The following is an 18,396-nucleotide window of genomic DNA, read 5'->3' on the forward strand; positions in this document are numbered from 1 at the left end:
CGCACCACTTCCTGCTCCATGGCAGCGGGGGTCTTCGAGGGACTGCTGGCAGGGCGCCGCGATTGATCGGATAGCGCGTTCTCGCCGCGCCTGAGCCACTTGTAGCCGGTCTGCCGGCTGATGTTAAAGCGCTGGCACAGTTCGGTCATCGTCAGCGTGTCCTGACTGGCCAGATGAACAAATTCCTGTCGGAGGCTCATGGTGTCTCTTGCGTTCCAGGGCATGGTCGGGACCGGGCGTTTTAATACCCGGAAGTGTCAACCATGTCCCCGCACACCTGTCAGCTATGTCTCCGGTCTATACACGGCGGCAAAGAAAGTAAGTGCCGCCCCGCACAGGGGCAACACTAATAAACCAATATCAATTCAAGGAAAGGCCAAAAAACCAGGGCAAGGAGAGGCCAAAGAAGCAAACACCGCCCGACGCAGGCGGCAAAACTAATAAACCACTAACGCAATTAATGCAGAAAACAAATAAGCCAAAAAAATCCAAAACCCCAATAAAACCAAAAAAACAAAAATAGGAAGAAAACAAAAAAAACCTTCAAACCCCAAGCCCCGCAGGGCCCAATCACATTCCTCCACACAACGCCAAAAAAATCCAACTCAAAAGCCATCAGCATGAAATGCAAAAAAACAGCACATTTCCACACTTAACAACAACATCAAAAAAACCAAACCCAACCCGCACTACCAATAAAAACGATTTCAGCTATAGTCGCCATTTTCCAGTCGCCAGCCGGGCAAAAAAGAGCACCAATAAGCCCGCCACCAGGAGTTAAAAAAATGAACGCCCGCGAACCCGCATTTATCCCGGTTTCCCGTAGCGCACGCCTGCGCCAGATGCTCGTCAGCAACGAACTCGAATTCATGATGGAGGCCCACAACGGTCTCTCCGCCCGTATCGTCCGCGAAGCCGGTTTCAAGGCGATCTGGGGTTCGGGCCTCGCGATTTCCGCCCAATTCGGCGTGCGCGACAATAACGAAGCGAGCTGGACGCAAGTCGTCGATAACCTCGAATTCATGGCCGATGCCAGCGATCTGCCCATCCTTCTCGATGGCGATACCGGCTACGGTAATTTCAACAATGTGCGCCGCCTCGTGCGCAAACTCGAACAACGCGGCATTGCCGGCGTCTGTATCGAAGACAAGCAATTCCCGAAAACGAATAGCTTCATCAACGGCGAAGCCCAGCCGCTCGCCGATATGGACGAGTTCTGCGGCAAGATCAAAGCCGGTAAAGACTCGCAGTCGGATGAAAACTTCTCGATCGTCGCGCGCGTCGAAGCACTGATCGCCGGCTGGGGCATGGACGAAGCGCTGCGTCGCGCGGAAGCCTATCGGCAAGCCGGTGCCGATGCGATCCTGATTCACAGCAAGCTCTCGCGTCCCGACGAAATCCTCGAGTTCGCGCGCGAATGGGCCGGCCGCGGTCCGCTCGTCATCGTGCCGACCAAGTACTACAGCACGCCCACCGAAGTGTTCCGCGAAGCCGGCATCAGCACGGTCATCTGGGCGAATCATCTGATCCGCGCCGCGACCTCGGCCATGCAGGCGGTCGCCAAGGAAATTCACTCGAGCGAAACGCTCGTCAACGTCGAAGACAGCATCGCTGCCGTCAACGAAATCTTTCGCCTGCAAGACGCTGACGAATACTCGGAAGCGGAAGACCGTTATCTGTCGAGCGGCCGCGCGGCCGGTTCTGCCGTCGTGCTCGCGGCAAGCCGCGGCAAAGGGCTCGAAGCCGTCACCGAAGATCGTCCGAAAGTCATGCTGCCGATCGCGGGCAAGCCGCTCCTGCGCTGGCTCGTCGATGCATTCAAGAAGCAGAGCGTCAATGACATCACCGTGGTCGGCGGTTATCGCGCCGATGCGATCGATACGGCCGGTATCAAGCTGGTCGTCAATGAACGTCACGCGCAAACCGGCGAACTGGCGTCGCTCGCCTGCGCAGCCGACAAACTCGCGGGCGACACGGTCATCTCGTACGGCGATCTGCTGTTCCGTAGCTACATCCTGCGCGATCTGGTCGAGAGCGAAGCCGCGTTCAGCGTGGTGGTCGATTCGTCGCTGACCGATGCGGAAAACGCCAGCGTGCGCGACTTCGCATGGTGCTCGGCGGGCGACGACCGCGGTCTGTTCGGCAGCAAGGTCACATTGCGCCACGTGTCGAGTGGGCAGGACGCAACCTCCGCCATCGCTTCGCAAACACCGCACGGCCGCTGGGTCGGTCTCCTGAATGTACGCGGCGAGGGTCGTGAGCGTCTGCAAACGGTGCTCGGCAAACTGCAGGCGCGCCCGGATTTCGATTCGCTGGATATGCCCGCGCTGCTCAATGCGCTGATCGAAGCAGGTGAAGCGATCGAAGTGCAATACGTGCACGGTCACTGGCGCGGTGTGAACGACCTCGAAGACTTCCGTCGCGCCGGCGATTTCGCGCACGCGCAAGCGCCGTTCGCGGCAACGGCCGGCGGCAAGACGAACGAAGCCAGCGGAGCCGCGCAATGATCGAAGCGGCACAGTTTGTCGAGGCGGCGCGCGAGCGTGGCTTCGACTGGTACGCAGGCGTGCCGTGCTCGTATCTGACGCCGTTCATCAACTACGTGTTGCAGGATGAATCGCTGCATTACGTCTCGGCAGCCAATGAAGGTGATGCGGTTGCGTTGATCGCCGGCGTCACGCTTGGTGCGCAGAACGGCCGGCGCGGCATCACCATGATGCAGAACTCCGGCCTCGGCAACGCGGTGAGCCCGTTGACCTCGCTCACGTGGACCTTCCGTCTGCCGCAATTGCTGATCGTGACGTGGCGCGGCCAACCCGGCGTCGCGGACGAACCGCAGCACGCGCTGATGGGGCCCGTCACGCCCGCGATGCTCGATACGATGGAGATTCCGTGGGAGACCTTCCCGACCGAGGCCGATGCGATCGGCCCGGCGCTGGATCGCGCCATTGCCCACATGGATGAAACCGGCCGTCCGTATGCGCTCGTCATGCAAAAGGGCAGCGTGGCGCCGTACGAGTTGAAAGAGGGCGCCGCCGGCGCTCGCCGCGTGCCGGCCGCGCCGCGTTCACAGTTCAGAAACGTCGCGGCGAATGAACTGGCTTCGCGTCACGACGCGCTGCAGAAAGTCATCGCGCACACGCCGCTCGACTCGACGGTGGTGCTCGCGTCGACCGGTTTTTGCGGGCGCGAACTCTATGCCATCGACGACCGTCCGAACCAGTTGTACATGGTCGGTTCGATGGGTTGCGTGACGCCGTTCGCCTTGGGTCTGGCACTCGCACGTCCGGATCTGCACGTGGTCGCGCTCGACGGCGACGGCGCCGCGCTGATGCGCATGGGCGCATTCGCGACGCTCGGCGCGTACGGCCCGTCGAACCTCACGCACGTGCTGCTCGATAACGGCGCACACGACTCGACCGGTGGCCAGGCAACGGTGTCCTCGCAGGTGTCGTTCGCGGGCGTCGCCGCGGCGTGCGGTTACGCATCCGCGGTTGAAAGCGATGACGTCGATGTGATCGACACGCTGTTCGAAACAGCGCCGTCACCCCATGGCCCGCGCTTTGCGCGACTGGCGATTCGCCGCGGCACGCCCGATGGCCTGCCGCGTCCCACTATCACCCCGCCCGATGTGAAGACGCGCCTGATGCGCCACATCGGCGCCGCTTAAGGAGTCCGCTCATGCTGCTGCTCAATCCCGGCCCGGTGACGCTCACCGAACGCGTCCGCAATAGCCTGTTGCAAACCGATCTGTGCCACCGTGAAAGCGAGTTTTTCGACTTGCAGGAAGAGGCGCGCACACGTCTGGTCGAGCTGTACGGTCTCGACGCAAGCGAATGGCAAGCGGTCTTGATGACCGGTTCCGGCACGGCTGCTGTCGAAAGCATGACCGCCGCACTGGTGCCGCAAAACGGCAAGCTGCTGGTCGTGGAAAACGGCGTGTACGGCGAGCGTATTTCGCAGATCGCCACGCAGTATGGCATCGCGCATGAGTCGCTGAAGCACGACTGGATGCAGGCGCCGGATCTCGCGAAGATCGCCGAACGCCTCGACGCTGACAAAGCGTTCACGCACGTCGCGGTGATTCATCACGAAACAACCACGGGCCGTTTGAACGATCTGCAGGCGCTCGGCGCGCTGTGCCGCGAACGCGGTTTGCGTTTGCTGGTGGATGGCGTGAGCAGCTTCGGCGCGGAAGCGATCGATTTTGCCGACGCCAGTCTCGATGCCGTGGCGGCGACCGCGAACAAATGTCTGCATGGCGTGCCGGGCGCGTCGTTCGTGCTGGTGCGGCGCGCGGCGCTGGAGCAGGCGGCGAGCCGCACGTATTACCTCGACCTTGGGCGCCTCGCGCGCTTGCAGGATCAGCGCAACACGCCGTTTACGCCGTCGGTCCATGCGTACTACGCGCTGGTCGAAGCGCTGCGCGAACTCGCCGACGAAGGCGGCTGGCGTGCGCGTCACGCGCGTTACGCGGCACTCGCGGAGCAGGCGCGCGCGGGCCTGGCTGAGCGGGGTATCGGCAGTGTGTTGCCGCCGGAGCAGTCGTCGGTGGTGCTGCGCGCGTATCGCTTGCCGAACGGCGTGTCGTATCCGCAACTGCACGACGCGCTGAAGGCACGTGGTTTCGTCATCTATGCGGGCCAGGGCGGCCTGTCGGCCGAGCTGTTCCGTATCTCGACGATGGGCAACATTCACGCCGCCGACATCGACCGTCTCCTGCAAGGCTTTTCCGAACTGACGCGTTAAGGCGCGCGCTCACTTACTCGCTTACTCACGCCTTTACCCGCGGCTTTTACCCACGCGTGCGGTAACAAACCTCGCGATAAACCATCGCTGTCGTCACACCGGATCCTTGTCCGGCGGTCCATCGGGCCGCTGCGGCTCCTCGGTGTGATGACCCGGCGACGGCGGCACGAGCGGATCGGCTTCCGGGTCACGATTCGGATCGGCGTTCGGATCGGGAATCGGGCTGGTATGCATGTCGTAGCTCATTGCATTACCTCTTTGTGTCTAAGCTCTTTGTGTCAGGAAGAGGGCGGATAAGCGGGCCAGAAAAGCACCGAACCGGCAAGCGGGCCTGAAAAATGGCTCGAGGCGCACGGGCGCTATGCCCGTCCGAATGCGCGCAAACGCCGGCCGTTTCCTTCTAGCGTAGGCGATCCAGCACGCCGCGCCCGCTACTTTTTCCTGCGGCGGCCCGCGCTCAATTGCCAGTAGCGTTCGGCGGCGAACACGTCGTCGTAGTTGCCCGCGCCGAAAGCGCGCAGCTGGCTTTCGTAAGCGTTGACCGCTTCGCGTTTGAGCTGGATGCGGCGCGGCAAATCGATCGTGTGGCTCGCGTTCGGATAGGCGGGTGTGGCGACGATGCCGCGTTGCGCGAGGTCGGCAAGGCGTGCCTGCACGACACCCGGTGTGCGGCGGTGAATCGCGTCCTCATAGGCGAACCATGTGAGGTGCGACAGGCGCGGCAGGATTTCGCAACAGGCTTCGAATACGAGCACGTGATCCTCGTGACTCAGGCCGAGCGGCATGAGCAGCGTATTCGCGGTGGTGCGATAGATCGTCTCTTCGAGCGCCGCCGCCAATCGGGCGATCGACGGCGAGTCCATGTATTGGCCGTCGCAAAACGGCATGCGTAGCGGAATCGCGTCGAGCACCTCGAGCGCAAGGTTGTCTTCGCGTGTGCGGGCGTGGATGGCCTGATGGGCACTCGTGAAGCCGGACTTTTCATCCCATTCGGTATGCATTTCCTGCTGGGGTGGTGCCGCGAACACCGTGCAGACGGCGGCGTCGGGATGGGCGGCGAGTAATGCGCCGCAACTGAAGACGGCGTCGTCGAAATGGGGCGAGACGATGAAAAGGCGCGGGTTGGTTTCGCTCATGGAATGTGTGGAGATTGCCAGACGTGCGGGGCCGCATTCGAAGCTTTGATATTGCGCAAGACAAACTTGCCGGATCGGCGGCGTCACATCAGCTTAGGCGGAATTGGCGCGGCGTGTGTAACCGTCGTGATCGCTGCAAACCGCGTGCCTGGCCGGGCCGATTCTGCCGTGGCTTCCAGCGCGGTTTCCCGTAGAAGCTCACCCTTGTGTCTCCGGCCTGTCCCGAATCTGCTCACCTTAAGCGGGCGCGCTGCCGTCCGCCAGCGCCGCTGCGCGGCTGAACGCCGCCGCGATGGTCGCCACGATGTCGCCGCGCAAGGTGGCGTCGGCCATTCCTAATGCATACGACGGATGCCAGGTCGGCACGATCAGACGCCCCTCGTGGGCGATGGTTTGGCCGAGGTATTCGGACAGGTTGACGTGCGCGCCGGTCAGCGTTTGCAATGCCGTCGCGCCGAGTGCGACGACGACGCGCGGCGCGACCCGCGCGAGTTCTTTTTCCAGCCAGTACTGGCAAGCCTCGAGTTCGCGCCACACGGGTGTGCGATGGATGCGCTGCTGGTCGAGCGTTTCCCATTTGTAATGCTTGACGGCGTACGTCAGATACAGCGCCTCGCGTTTCAGTCCGGCGTGCGCCAGCACGGTGTCCAGCAGTTGGCCGGCCGGGCCGGTGAAGGGCTCGCCGTGCTGGTTCTCGTCCTCGCCCGGTTGTTCGCCGATCACCATGATCGCGGCAGGCGCGGGCCCGACGCCCGCAACCGCCTGTTTCGCGTTGCGCCACAACGCGCAGCGCCGGCAGGTGGCGAGCGGGCCAGTGGGTTCCCGCAAGGGGGGCGTTACGGCCGAATACTCGACCGGTGGCATGGACGGCACGGTGACAGCCGCGCTTTGCGCGCCGAGACGGCTGCGCTCGCGCGCGAGGCGTGCGGGCAGCGGTGGGCCTGCGGGCGGCATTTTCCAGTAGCGCAGCGGCACCGGCGACGGCTGCGCATTGAAGGCGCTGCTGTAGTACGCGAGCCAGAGCGCTTCCGTGGGCGCGCTGGTGATGGCTTCGCCGGTCATGGCGTTGGCCGCTAGGGCTGGCGCGGCTTGCTCGCATTCCGTCATGAGCGGCCGGTCGATGCGCAGCAGCATGCCGTTCCAGAATACCGCGCCGTGCGGCGTGGCCAGCATCCACGTGGAATCGCCCATGCGCTCGGCGAACCGCCCGGCGACGTGCTCCAGCAAGTCGTGATTCGGTTCGTACCAGCCGACGAATTCGGGCGGTTCCATCGACGGATCGCGCCGTCTGAACAAGGTGAGTATCAGCAGATCCTCGGTTTCGCGCTCGATGCTGCGGATGCGTTGATCCAGCAGCGCGCCGTCGGGGTCGTCGAGATCGAGGACGTTGCGCTCGCCGCGCGTCCAGCGCCACAGGACGCGGTACAGCAGCGCCCAGCGGTCCGGCGCGCGGAAGCACGCCGCCGTTTTCAGCCAGGCGAGCAGTTCGCGGGGAATCGCGGGCGTGGCGGGGACTGCGGCAGGGCCGGCGATTTCTGTGCCGGAGCTGCCCGGAATGGCGAAGGCGGACTCAGTGGTTAGCGCGCCTTGCGCTCCGGCTTCACCTGCGGACTCAAACCACTCGACCTGCGATGGCTCGACACTTTGCCGCAGCAGCGCCCGCGCGGCGCGCCGCCATACGGCGAAAGACGGTTCGATTGGAATGCGTTTCATGCTGACGCGCCGTGGATGCGCGCATCGTGATGCGTGTATCTATGCGGCAAAAATACTGTATGGATATACAGTATGCGCTAGAACGCCGGCCTGGATCAAGTCAGCCGGATCGGGCCTACGCAACCGGCGCGTGCCATTGCAGCTGGGGCAGAGACAGGGGGGCAAAAAGAGGGACCAGAGACAGGCCAGCAATCAGACAGCCATTTCCGTTAAATGGCCCGTCACCAGGGAACGACCCGTCCGAGATAGTCAAGGTAATGCAGTCCGGCGCGCCCTTCATAAGCCTCGATCGTATTGACCAGGTTCGGAATGCTTTCTTCAATGGTCAGGCGCGCCGTGGGACCACCCATATCCGTCTGGACCCAGCCAGGCGCCATCAGCAGAAGGCTGCGCGGATACTCGGCGCTGCGCGCCGCGAAGGTACGCATGAACATGTTCAGTGCGGCCTTGCTGCCCCGGTAGACTTCGTAGTTCGCATTGGTGGCGTTCGTGATACTGCCTTGCCCCGAAGACATGACTCCGATCGTTCCAGCCGGCGGGACAAGGTCTTGAAACGCATCGATGACTCTCATCGGACTCAGCGAGTTCGTTACCATCACCCGCACAAATTCCTCGGTCGAGACGTCCGGGAGCGTTTCGCCATCGTCGTTCTTGACGCCGGCGTTCACAAAGAGCACATCGATACGCCGATCCGTGAGGCGGGCGCGTAGAGCCGCGATCTGCTCCGGAATCGTGATATCGACGGTTTCTACTTCGAGCGCGCCAGTGAAGGTTTGCGCGAGCTGCCGAAGCTTGCCGGTCGAGCCTGTTCGCCCGGTAGCGATGACCTGGTAGCCGCGCTTCAAGTACTCTTCGACCATCGCGAATCCAAGGCCGCGGGAGGCGCCGACAAGGAGAACGGTTTTCTGTGAGCGTACGTTTTGCATGGATATTCCCGGTAAGCGAAGCCGCACTCGAACCTGAATCCAAGGCGCGCGATCTTCTTGAGTAAATCGGTCAGGCCAATATAGCGATACGCACGGAATGGCGGAAGCCGCGCTGAATGCAACTAATATCTGCATCAGACGCCTCATCTCATCTCTGCCTCACCTCTGCCGACTACGATAAAAAATGTCTGAACCGGACCTGAATCTCCTTTTCGCGCTCGCTGCGTTGCTTGCCGAGAAAAACGTGACGCGCGCTGCCCGGTCGTTGCATTTGAGTGCGTCGGCAATGAGCCGCACGCTGACCCGCCTGCGTGCCGCGACCGGCGATCCATTGCTGGTGCGGGCCGGCCGCCAGATGGTGCTGACGCCGTATGCCGAGGAGATTCGTGAGCGAACACAGAATATCGTTCAGGAGGCGCGTTCCTTGCTGCGGCCGTCGCCTGCGGCACCCGATTTTTCAACCTTGCGCAGAACCCTCACGATTCGTGTGAATGAGGCGTTCGTCGAAGCCTTCGGCGCACCCTTGATTGCTGAAGTGACTGCACTGGCGCCGTTTGTGCGTTTGCACTTTTCGTCCAAGCAGGAAAAGAGCGCGGAATATCTGCGCAATGGCTCCGCCGATCTGGAGATTGGCGTTCTGGAGGACATGGGGCCTGAAATACGCGTCCAGGCATTGTTTCGCGACCGCTTTCTCGGTGTGGTCAGAAAGGGGCATCCCCTCGACCTGAAACAGAGCGTGACGATCGGGCAATACGCAGCGTTTGGCCACGTTGTCGCTCCGCACGGCCGCCAGGTCATCGACGCGCTTGACGCTGCGATTGCCCTGCTGGGTCTGGAGCGAACGACCGTAGCCGTTGTGCCAAGTTTTCCGGCCGCGCTGGCAGTGGCGCGGGCGTCAGATCTTGTCGCGCTCCTGCCGGAATCTTTTGTGAACACTCAGCCCGGTGCGGCCGCCGGCGTCTACGCGTTTGAACTTCCTGTGGCGACTGAGGGTTTTACGGTTTCCCAGATGTGGCATCCCCGTTCGGAGAACGACCCGGTTCATCGCTGGCTTCGGCAGCTCGTTCTCAGAATGTGCCGTCAGCAGGTGTCAGCAGGATTGTGACTAGCCTGGACGTTCGGTCGTGACCATTCATTCAATTCGCGGCCGGTTTGTCCGTGGCGCTGTCGCGTTCGAGCTAAACGTTGCGCAGATCTTCCGGCGTATCGACGTCCCGCAGAATCCCGGGATCGTCGAAATCCAGCCGCATCACCTGCTGAGAGGTCAACAGCGCGCGTGCGCCGGTGTCGCCGTCGAGCGCCATCAGGGCGTCCCGATGCTCGATGCCGAAGCCGACCGGGTGGCCACGTTGTCCCTGATAGAACGGCGCGACGATCGAAGCGCCGCCGTCGAGCGCGCGTGCCACCGCTTCGATCGTCGGGGTGGCGATGCGCGGCATATCGGCGAGCGCGACGATCCAGCCCTCGGCGTCGTCGCTGGCTTCGATGCCGGCGGCAAGGCTTGCGCCCATGCCGCGTTTGGCGCCCGGCGCGAACACCACGTCGCAGCCGGCGTCGTTCAGGAGGCGCGCGAGCGCATCCGAACCCGGCCGCACCACGGCCAGCACGCGCGCGACGACCCGCAGCAGCCGGTGCGCGGCTTCGTGCGCGACGGGCGTGCCGTCGGGCATCTGCGCGAGGAGTTTATTGTGCAGGCCGTCCGGGTCGAAGCGGGAGCCGAAGCCGGCGGCGAGCAACACGCCAGTAGCGAGCGAGGCGTAGGCCATGGACGGGCACCGATAGAAAGGATGTGCCCGATTGTGCGATGCAACGCATCGGCAGGCAAGCGCCAATGTATGGGCCGCTATGCGCGCATCGTCCCCATCACCTTGTCGAGTGTCACCGGCAGATCGCGCACGCGCACGCCGGTCGCGTGATACACGGCGTTCGCGATGGCCGCCGGTACGCCGGTAATGCCGATCTCGCCGATGCCGCGCACGCCGAGCGAATTGACGTACGGGTCGGGCCGGTCGATGAACGTGATGTCGAGCGAACCGATGTCGGCATTCACCGGCACGTGGTACTCGGCGAGATTCGCGTTGGTGAAGCGCCCATAGCGCGTATCGAGCAAGGTGTCTTCCTGGAGGGCCGCGCCCACGCCCCATACGATGCCGCCCAGCATCTGGCTGCGCGCGGTTTTCTGGTTCAGCACGCGCCCCACGTCGTACACGCCGACCACGCGCGCCACGCGAATCGTGCCGAGCTCCGCATCGACATGGACTTCGGCGAACACGGCGCCAAACGAATGTAGCGAGTACTTCTGTCTCTCATCGCCGGGTTTGACCGTGGCGGTGGCTTCGATCGGTTTGCCGCCCGAGCGCGCGATGATCGCCGCCGCCGGATCGCGTTTCGCCGGCTGCGAGCGGCTCACGACCCAGCCGTTTTCCACCGTGATGTCGTCGAGCGCGATGCCGTGCACCGGCGAGGCCTCGTCGGCGAGCGCCAGGGCGATCAACTGGCTGCGTGCCTCGTTGGCGGCCTCGCGTACCGCGGGCGAAACGCTCGCCGCCGATTGCGAACCGCCCGACCCCGGCGCTTTCGGCAGAGACGAATCGCCGAGCGCGAAGTGGATGTTCTCCGGCGCGAAACCGAGAGCGTCGGCGGCCACCTGGGTCATCACCGTGTAGGTGCCGGTGCCCAGGTCCTGGGTGCCGGAGGCGACCATGGCGCTGCCGTCCGGCAGAATCCGCGCGATCGCCGCGGCCTGGCTGCGATTGGCCGGATAGGTGGCGGTGGCCATGCCCATGCCGATCAGCGTGTTGCCGTCGCGCATCGAACGCGGTGCGCCGGTGCGCCGCGACCAGCCGAATTTTTCGGCACCGATCTGATAGCACTCGCGCAAGGACTTGCCGGACCACGGCTTGTTTTCCTGCGGATCGGCTTCGGCGTAATTCTTCAGGCGCAGTGCAAGCGGGTCCATCTTCAACGCCACCGCGAGTTCGTCCATCGCCGATTCGAGCGCGAACGAACCGGTCGTCTCGCCGGGCGCGCGCATGAAGGTCGGCGTGCCGAGATTCATCGGCACGATCCGGTGGGTCGTGATCTGGTTGGGCACCGCGTACAGCATGCGCGTGACCATGCAGCAGGTCTCGGTCCAGTCCTCGAACATCGAGGTGTTCGAGGTACTGTCGTGGCGCATCGCCGTCAGCGTGCCATCGTGCCGCGCGGCAAGCGTGAAATGCTGCTCGGTACGCGGCCGCGCGCCGACCGACCCGAACATCTGCGGGCGCTCGAGCACGAGACGCACCGGACGCCCGGTCTGTTTCGCCGCCATCGCGCACAACGATACGTGCGACCACGACGATCCCTTGCCACCGAAGCCACCGCCGATAAACGGCGAAATCACGCGCACATCGTCCGCCGGCATGCCGAAGGTTTTGGCGACGGCCTGCGCCGCATTGCTCACGCCTTGCGTCGAATCGTAGAGCGTGAGTTGCGGGCCGTCCCAGCGCGCCATCGTGGCGTGCGGTTCCATCGGGTTGTGATGCTCGATCGGCGTCGTGTAGACAGCCTCGATGTGAACCGCGCCGCTGCGCAACCCGTCCTCGAAGCTGCCGCGTTGCGTGTCGGTGGTGCGGCCTTGCGGTTTGTCGGGCGCATGTCCGTTCGGCTTTGCTTGCGCGAAATCGAGTACCGCGGCGCTGCTCTGATACGTGATGCGCAGTTGACGCGCGGCGTCGGTGGCATGTTCGAGCGTATCGGCGACCACCACCGCGACCGGTTCGTTGTTGTAGTGAACCTGGTTGTCCTGCAGCAACGACAGTCGCCTGCCTGCCGGCGGCGCTAGCGCGGGCTTGCCGCCATTCGGCAGGCGTGGTGCGTTCTGATACGTCATCACCAGCAGCACACCGGGCAACGCTTGCGCGCGGCTCGCGTCGATCGACGCAATCGTGCCGCTGGCAATCGTGCTGGTGACCAGCACCGCATGCGCGAGCCGCGCTTCGGGGAACTCGGCGGCGTAGCGTGCTTCGCCGGTGACTTTCAGCAGACCGTCGATGCGGTCGAGCGGTTGACCGATCAGATTCATGCGACACCTCCGCTGCGGCCCGCGGCCAGATTCACTGCACGCACGATCGCGCGTTGCGCGAGCTGCACCTTGAACGCATTGTCGCGCTGCGGTCTCGCATCGCGTAACGCGGCAGCCGCGGCGTCATGCAATCTCGCCTGCGTGAGCGGCTGGCCGTTGAGCATCTGCTCGGCGGCGCTCGCGCGCCACGGTTTGTGCGCGACGCCGCCTAACGCGATGCGTGCGGTTCGCACGTGGTCGCCGTCCATCTGCAACGCGGCGCCCACCGAGACCAGCGCGAATGCGTAACTGGCCCGGTCACGCACTTTCAGATAGTGCGAGTTCGCGCTGAAGAGCGGCGCTGGCAAATCGACGGCGGTAATCAGCTCGCCAGGCTGCAATGTCGTATCGACATCGGGCCGCTCGCCGGGAAGCCGGTGAAAGTCCGCAAACGCAATCGTCCGCTCGCCGGCGGGGCCGGTGACACGCACGACGGCGTCGAGCGCGGCGAGCGCCACGCTCATATCCGACGGGTTCACGGCGATGCATTGCGGACTCGCACCGAGAATCGCCTGCGTGCGATTGTGGCCTTCGAGCGCCGCGCAACCGCTGCCTGGCAGGCGCTTATTGCACTGCGTGAAGGCGGTGTCGTAAAAGTAGGCGCAACGGGTGCGCTGCATCAGATTGCCGCCCACGGTCGCCATATTGCGCAGTTGCGACGAGGCGCCCGCCAGAAATGCTTGCGACAGCAACGGATATTGTTCGCGCACCAGCGCGTGATTGGCCGCATCGCTATTGCGCACCAGCGCGCCGAGGCGGATGCCGCCATCCGGCAGCGTAGTGACCGTATCGAGCCCGCCGATATGCGTGATATCGATGAGCCGCAGCGGCCGCGCCACGCCGCCCTTCATTAGATCGAGCAGATTGGTGCCGCCGCCGATGAATACCGTCCCTGGCTGCTGCGCCGCGCGCACGGCGCCGGCGACGTCGCCGGCGCGTTCGTAAGAGATCGCATCCATGCTGGTCGCTCCGTCAGGCGTTGCTGTCGTGATGGCCGCTGTCGCTGCCGGCGCTGTTCTGCGCGCCGCCCTCATGCACGGCACGCACCGCCGCGACGATATTGGCGTACGCGCCGCAGCGGCAAATGTTGCCGCTCATGCGTTCGCGGATTTCGTCGTCGGAAAGTTGGGGCGGGCGGGTGCGCACATCAGTGCTCACGGCACTGGCCGTGCCGTTACGGAATTCGTTCAGCAGGGCAGTCGCGGAACACAACTGCCCGGGCGTACAGTAGCCGCACTGGAAGGCATCGTGTTCGATGAAGGCCCGTTGCAACGGGCTCAGCACGCCGTTGCTGGCGAGTCCTTCGACCGTCGTGATGTTTTCTCCTTCATGCATCACGGCGAGCGTCAGGCACGAATTGATGCGACGCCCGTCGGCGATCACCGTGCATGCGCCGCATTGCCCGCGGTCGCAGCCCTTTTTCGTACCCATGAGGCCTGCGTACTCGCGCAGCGCATCGAGCAAGGTCACGCGCGGTTCGAGTTGCAGCGTGTAAGCACGGCCGTTGACGGTCAGCGTGACCGGGCGGGGCGGCACCGGTGCACGCACCTCCGCGGGAGGCGCGGCTGGGGTCTGAGTTTGCGCGCGCAGATGCGGCGCTACGCCGACAGTGGCGGCCGCGGCAGCCGATTGCAGAAAGCGGCGGCGCGAAGGTTGGGGTGGCGTGGTGGCGGCTGCGTCGCCCGAATCCTGAGGTTCGTTCTTTGTGGACATGACGGTCTGCTGGCTCCATTGAAAGGTCAATGCAGGCTGGCGACATGCGGGTAACCGAGTGTCAACTACTCACGTTGCGCTTAACGAACAGGAAAGTAAATATGCGCAGGCGCCTTCTTTCTGGATGCAAAAAGAAAGACTGTTTTGCGTGGGACGAGGAGTCCGCCTGATCAGGCGTCAGCCCAGCGGCGCAGCAGGTTGTGATAAATGCCGGTGAGACTGACCACGGTGGGATCGTTCGAACCTTTTTCCGCGGCGAGACGCTGCACATCGTTGTCGAGTTGAAACAGCATGGCGCGTTCGCCGTCGTCGCGCACCATGCTCTGGATCCAGAAGAACGACGCGATCCGCACGCCGCGCGTCACCGGACTCACGTGATGCAGGCTCGAAGCGGGGTAGAGCACCATGTCGCCGGCCGGCAGCTTTGCGCGATGCACGCCGTAAGTGTCTTCGATGCAGAGTTCGCCGCCGTCGTAGGTCTCAGGCTCGGCAAGAAAGAGCGTAGCCGACAGATCGCTGCGGATGCGAAAGTCAGTGCCGCGCAACTGGCGGATCGCGTTGTCCACATGTGTGCCGAAGCCGTCGCCGCCTGCATAGCGGTTAAACAGCGGCGGAAAGACTTTCAGCGGCAACGCTGCGGAAAAGAACCGCGGGTTACGCCCGAGCGCGTCCTGAATCGCATCGCCCACCGCGCGCGCGGCCGGCGAACCTTCGGGCAATTGCTGGTTGCGCTTGGCTTGCGCCGACTGTTCGCCGGACGTCGCATTGCCGTCGACCCATTGCGCCGCGTCGAGGACTTCGCGGCATTGCGCGACCTGCTGCTTGCTGAGCACGCCTTGCAGATGCAGCATCATGCGCGTGCCTCTTCGTTGATGTCTTTATTGATGTTTTCAGCCAGCGCACGAAACGCGGCCACTGGGGAAGCGGCCAGCCACGCCCGCATTTTCTCGACGAATACCGCTGTCGCCGTTGCCGGCACGCGCCGCAGCCACGCCAGCGCGGCGTCGATTTCGCCGCGTGCAGCCAGCAGCCGCGCATAGTTGAACTGGCCGCGAAAATCGCCGCCCACCGCGGCACGCCGGTAATAGTCGAGCGCGATGCTTGCGTCGGCGTCGACCGCCCAGCCGTCTTCGTAAAAACTGCCGATGTAGTTGAGCGACTTCACGTGACCCATGTCGGCGGCGCGCCGGAACCACTGCAGCGCCTGCGTTCGGTCGCACTCCGTACCATTGCCGAGCGCCAGCGCCGACGCATAGTTGTACATGCCCCAGTCGAGTCCCGCCTGCGCCGCGAGCCGGTACCAGTAGACAGCCACTGGCGCGCACGCGGCCGTTCCCCAGCCGTGTTCGTAGCAGCGGCCCAGCATGTTCATCGCCATCGGATGATCCTGCCGGGCCGCATGCTTGAACCACGTCAACGCTTCTTCGGCATTGCGCTCCACGCCGTGGCCGTCGAGCAGATACTGGCCATACACCGCCTGCGCTTCGACGATGCCGTTGTGCGCGGCTGCCGCCACCCACGCGGCGGCGTGGGCGGGCGGCCCGCGGAGGATTGCGGCGAGCTCGTCGTGCGACACGCTCGCCAGCGCCTTCAGCGTCACCTGTTCCATTGCGCGATGCCTAGTAGTGCGCGTTGAGCGTCAGGAAGGCGGAGCGGCCGGCCGCGATCGACGCATAGTGCGCCGGGTACGCCTGGTCGTAATACGTGCGGTTGAAGATGTTCTGCACGTTCAGCTGCAGATCGACCTTCTTGTTGATCCGGTACGTCGCCATGCCGTCGAAGCGCCAGTACGAAGGCACCGCTCGCAGATTCGCCGTGTCGCCGTACACCTGCGACATGTAGAACGCGCCGCCGCCGATCGTGAACTTCGGCAGTACGTCGTAGTTGGTCCACAGGCTGATGCTGTTCTTCGGCGTGTTCGGGAACTGATGGCCGTTATCCGACGTGGTCTTGCCGTTGTCGCGCAACTGGCTCTTCATGTACGTGTAACCGCCGAACACCTGCCACTTGTTGGTCAACTTGCCGGCCAGGCCGAATTCGAAGCCTTGCACGCGCTTGTTGCCGACCATCGCGTATTCGTTGTTAGGCAGCGTGACGCGTGCATTGGTCGTATCGATCTGGAACAGCGCGCCCGTCAGCGAGAGCTGGTTGTTCAGCACATTCCACTTGGTGCCGAGTTCGATGCTGCGGTTCTTTTCCGGTGCGAGTTGGTCCGCGTTGGCACCGACACCGCCGCGGCCCGGCGTCAGCGATTGCGTTTCGCTGCCCTGGCCGAGCAGAGCGCCGGCCGGCGTTGACGAAGTCGCGATCGACGCATACACACTGCCGTTCGAAGCCGGCTTGAAGACGAGGCCGAACTGGTAGTTGAACAGCGTGTCGTCGCGCGAGGTGCGCTTGCCGCCGTTGGCAACGGTGTTGCGGAAATCGGTCGAATAATCGTCGACGCGCAAGCCCACGTTCGCCTGCCAGCGTTTGGTGAGTTCGATCGTATCGAACGCGTACAGCGATTTGGTGGTGGTGCGCTGCTCACTCGGATCGTTCGTCTGCTTGACCGAACCGGCCCACGGATCGTTCGGATTCGGCGACCACAGGCTCGTGCAGTTATAGCCCGACGCCGCGCCGATACCCTTGGTCTTGCAGATCGCGCCAGTGGCGGTAGCCACGGTGTACGAGTCGTTCACGCTGGTTTCACGCGACAGTTCGAGGCCGGTCGTGACGCTATGCTTCAGGAAGCCGGTCTTGAACTCGCCGAACAGCTCGGTCTGGTTCGCGAGGCTGTAGACGTCGCTGGCACGCGTATTCGCGCGGCGCCACACCATGCCGTTGACGACGTTTCCCTGACTGTCGTCCGGCTGCGTCCAGATGTAGTCCTGAGTGGACTTCGTATAGCGCGTGGTGTTGCGGATCGTCAGGTTGCTGTTGATGTCGTGTTCGATGCGCACCGTGCCGACGTCCGAGGTCGTCTTGCGGAAGTCGCGATCGATCAGGCCGTAAAAGTTGTGACGGTCCACGTTCGCCGGATAGATCGTGTCGACGTTGGCCGGCTTGTTGGTGGTTGTGTAGAAGTACGGAATACCGCTGTCGGGCAGGTCGTCGGTCGAGAGATGGTAGTAGCTCGCCGTGACGCGGGTCGGCGTGCCGAGGCCGTAGGTGAACGACGGCGCGATACCCCAGCGCTCGTTGTTCACCGCGTCGCGGCCGGCCACGTCGTTGTTGTGGCTCATCACGTTCAGGCGGAAGGCCGCATGATCGGCCATTTGCCAGTTGCCGTCCGCGGTGAAGCGGCGGTAGCGGTCGGTGCCGAGACCCGCGCTGCCGTCGACGGAATTGCCCAGATGCGGGGTCTTGGTGATCAGGTTGATGCTGCCGCCCGCGCCGCCGCGGCCACCGTAGGCGCCGTCCGAACCCTTGGTCACTTCGACGCTTTCGATGTTGAACACTTCACGGGTGGTCGCGCCGATGTCGCGCATACCGTCGACGAAGGTGCTGCCCTGCGCGTCGTAGCCGCGAATGAAGGGCCGGTCGCCAAGCGGGTTGCCGCCTTCGCCGGCGCCGAAAGTGATGCCCGGCACCGTGCGCAGCGCTTCGGTCAAGGTCGAGGCGCCCGTGCTCCTGATCAGCTCCTGCGGAATCACGGTCACCGACTTGGGCGTATCCACCAGCGGCGCCGTGAATTTGACCGACGCCGAGTGATCGGTCTTGAAGCCGTCATCCAGTTGACCCTGCACGGCAATTGGTGCGAACTGGTTTTCCTTGTCGGGCGGTGTGGTGCCGGGCGTGCCCTGCGCGAGGGCAGGGCCGGCTGCCAACATGCCGCACAGCGTCGTGCTGATTTTGCCGAGCTTCGGTTCGTCGGACCGCAACTTCATTTTTATCCCCGTTGTTGAGTGCTGATCGCCGGGTAGATCACGCGTTCCTTACCCGGACATGTCATGTTTATTACAAAGTGTTTTCGGCGTGCATTCTATGCAATATGCCTGTAATTGAGAAGCGTTCTCAACATAAAAACTCGGGACGCGGGGGTGAATGCGTGGGCCGCCGGACAGAATTGGCG

The 18,396-nt window shown here is 63.6% G+C and carries 16 protein-coding genes; 4 read left to right on the top strand and 12 right to left on the bottom strand.

All coding sequences use genetic code 11. The features are described 5' to 3' along the window. On the bottom strand, positions 1 to 200 hold a 200-nt coding region (locus BCY88_RS30930), incomplete at its 3' end, for a helix-turn-helix domain-containing protein (RefSeq protein ID WP_183081495.1). Positions 201 to 785: 585 nt separating this feature from the next. Here BCY88_RS30930 and aepX point away from each other — a divergent pair. Genes aepX through BCY88_RS30945 form a run of 3 tightly spaced genes read left to right on the top strand, consistent with a single transcriptional unit; the run spans position 786 to position 4,749 of the window. Then, complete coding sequence (gene aepX / locus BCY88_RS30935) at positions 786 to 2,507, top strand: phosphoenolpyruvate mutase (RefSeq protein WP_120347956.1); 1,722 nt, start codon at positions 786 to 788, stop codon at positions 2,505 to 2,507. After that, positions 2,504 to 3,670, top strand: coding sequence for a phosphonopyruvate decarboxylase (gene aepY, locus BCY88_RS30940; RefSeq protein WP_120347957.1), 1,167 nt, complete (start codon positions 2,504 to 2,506; stop codon positions 3,668 to 3,670). Before aepX ends, aepY begins: the two co-directional genes overlap by 4 nt. A gap of 11 nt (positions 3,671 to 3,681) precedes the next feature. Continuing rightward, the gene (locus tag BCY88_RS30945) at positions 3,682 to 4,749 is read left to right on the top strand and encodes a 2-aminoethylphosphonate aminotransferase (RefSeq protein ID WP_120347958.1); all 1,068 of its coding nucleotides are present in this window, start codon (positions 3,682 to 3,684) and stop codon (positions 4,747 to 4,749) included. Between the two features lie 93 nt (positions 4,750 to 4,842). Here the strand turns inward: BCY88_RS30945 and BCY88_RS39980 are convergent, their stop codons facing one another. The 4 genes from BCY88_RS39980 to BCY88_RS30960 form a co-directional block, all read right to left on the bottom strand. Next, on the bottom strand, positions 4,843 to 4,995 hold the full coding sequence (locus tag BCY88_RS39980; protein WP_165614491.1) for a hypothetical protein: 153 nt from the start codon (positions 4,993 to 4,995) through the stop codon (positions 4,843 to 4,845). A gap of 185 nt (positions 4,996 to 5,180) precedes the next feature. Further along, positions 5,181 to 5,885 carry a PIG-L deacetylase family protein gene (locus BCY88_RS30950; protein WP_120347959.1) on the bottom strand — a complete coding sequence of 235 codons (705 nt, stop codon included), beginning with the start codon at positions 5,883 to 5,885 and terminating at the stop codon, positions 5,181 to 5,183. Between the two features lie 237 nt (positions 5,886 to 6,122). Continuing rightward, positions 6,123 to 7,598, bottom strand: coding sequence for a UdgX family uracil-DNA binding protein (locus BCY88_RS30955; RefSeq protein ID WP_120347960.1), 1,476 nt, complete (start codon positions 7,596 to 7,598; stop codon positions 6,123 to 6,125). A 221-nt stretch (positions 7,599 to 7,819) separates the two neighbouring features. Further along, entirely contained in the window at positions 7,820 to 8,524 is a 705-nt protein-coding gene (locus BCY88_RS30960) for an SDR family NAD(P)-dependent oxidoreductase (protein ID WP_120347961.1), read from the bottom strand. 184 nt (positions 8,525 to 8,708) lie between these two features. Here BCY88_RS30960 and BCY88_RS30965 point away from each other — a divergent pair, with 184 nt between their 5' ends. Beyond that, positions 8,709 to 9,629, top strand: a complete 921-nt coding sequence (locus BCY88_RS30965) for a LysR family transcriptional regulator (RefSeq protein ID WP_120347962.1) — start codon at positions 8,709 to 8,711, stop codon at positions 9,627 to 9,629. A 73-nt stretch (positions 9,630 to 9,702) separates the two neighbouring features. Here BCY88_RS30965 and BCY88_RS30970 read toward each other — a convergent pair whose 3' ends face one another. The 7 genes from BCY88_RS30970 to BCY88_RS31000 form a co-directional block, all read right to left on the bottom strand. Next, positions 9,703 to 10,290, bottom strand: a complete 588-nt coding sequence (locus BCY88_RS30970; protein WP_120347963.1) for a nucleotidyltransferase family protein — start codon at positions 10,288 to 10,290, stop codon at positions 9,703 to 9,705. 77 nt (positions 10,291 to 10,367) lie between these two features. Next, positions 10,368 to 12,590 carry a xanthine dehydrogenase family protein molybdopterin-binding subunit gene (locus BCY88_RS30975; protein ID WP_120347964.1) on the bottom strand — a complete coding sequence of 741 codons (2,223 nt, stop codon included), beginning with the start codon at positions 12,588 to 12,590 and terminating at the stop codon, positions 10,368 to 10,370. Continuing rightward, a complete protein-coding gene (locus BCY88_RS30980) occupies positions 12,587 to 13,588 on the bottom strand; it encodes an FAD binding domain-containing protein (RefSeq protein ID WP_120347965.1) in 1,002 nt (333 codons plus the stop codon). Before BCY88_RS30980 ends, BCY88_RS30975 begins: the two co-directional genes overlap by 4 nt. 13 nt (positions 13,589 to 13,601) lie before the next feature. After that, the gene (locus BCY88_RS30985) at positions 13,602 to 14,342 is read right to left on the bottom strand and encodes a 2Fe-2S iron-sulfur cluster-binding protein (protein WP_120347966.1); all 741 of its coding nucleotides are present in this window, start codon (positions 14,340 to 14,342) and stop codon (positions 13,602 to 13,604) included. A 170-nt stretch (positions 14,343 to 14,512) separates the two neighbouring features. Next, positions 14,513 to 15,196, bottom strand: a complete 684-nt coding sequence (locus BCY88_RS30990; protein ID WP_120347967.1) for a Fe2+-dependent dioxygenase — start codon at positions 15,194 to 15,196, stop codon at positions 14,513 to 14,515. Then, on the bottom strand, positions 15,193 to 15,951 hold the full coding sequence (locus BCY88_RS30995; protein WP_120347968.1) for a tetratricopeptide repeat protein: 759 nt from the start codon (positions 15,949 to 15,951) through the stop codon (positions 15,193 to 15,195). Before BCY88_RS30995 ends, BCY88_RS30990 begins: the two co-directional genes overlap by 4 nt. A gap of 10 nt (positions 15,952 to 15,961) precedes the next feature. Continuing rightward, the gene (locus BCY88_RS31000; RefSeq protein WP_120347969.1) at positions 15,962 to 18,211 is read right to left on the bottom strand and encodes a TonB-dependent receptor; all 2,250 of its coding nucleotides are present in this window, start codon (positions 18,209 to 18,211) and stop codon (positions 15,962 to 15,964) included. Between the last annotated feature and the right edge of the window lie 185 nt (positions 18,212 to 18,396).

Origin of the sequence: Paraburkholderia fungorum, assembly GCF_003610895.1 — a bacterium.
Lineage (GTDB): Bacteria > Pseudomonadota > Gammaproteobacteria > Burkholderiales > Burkholderiaceae > Paraburkholderia > Paraburkholderia fungorum_B.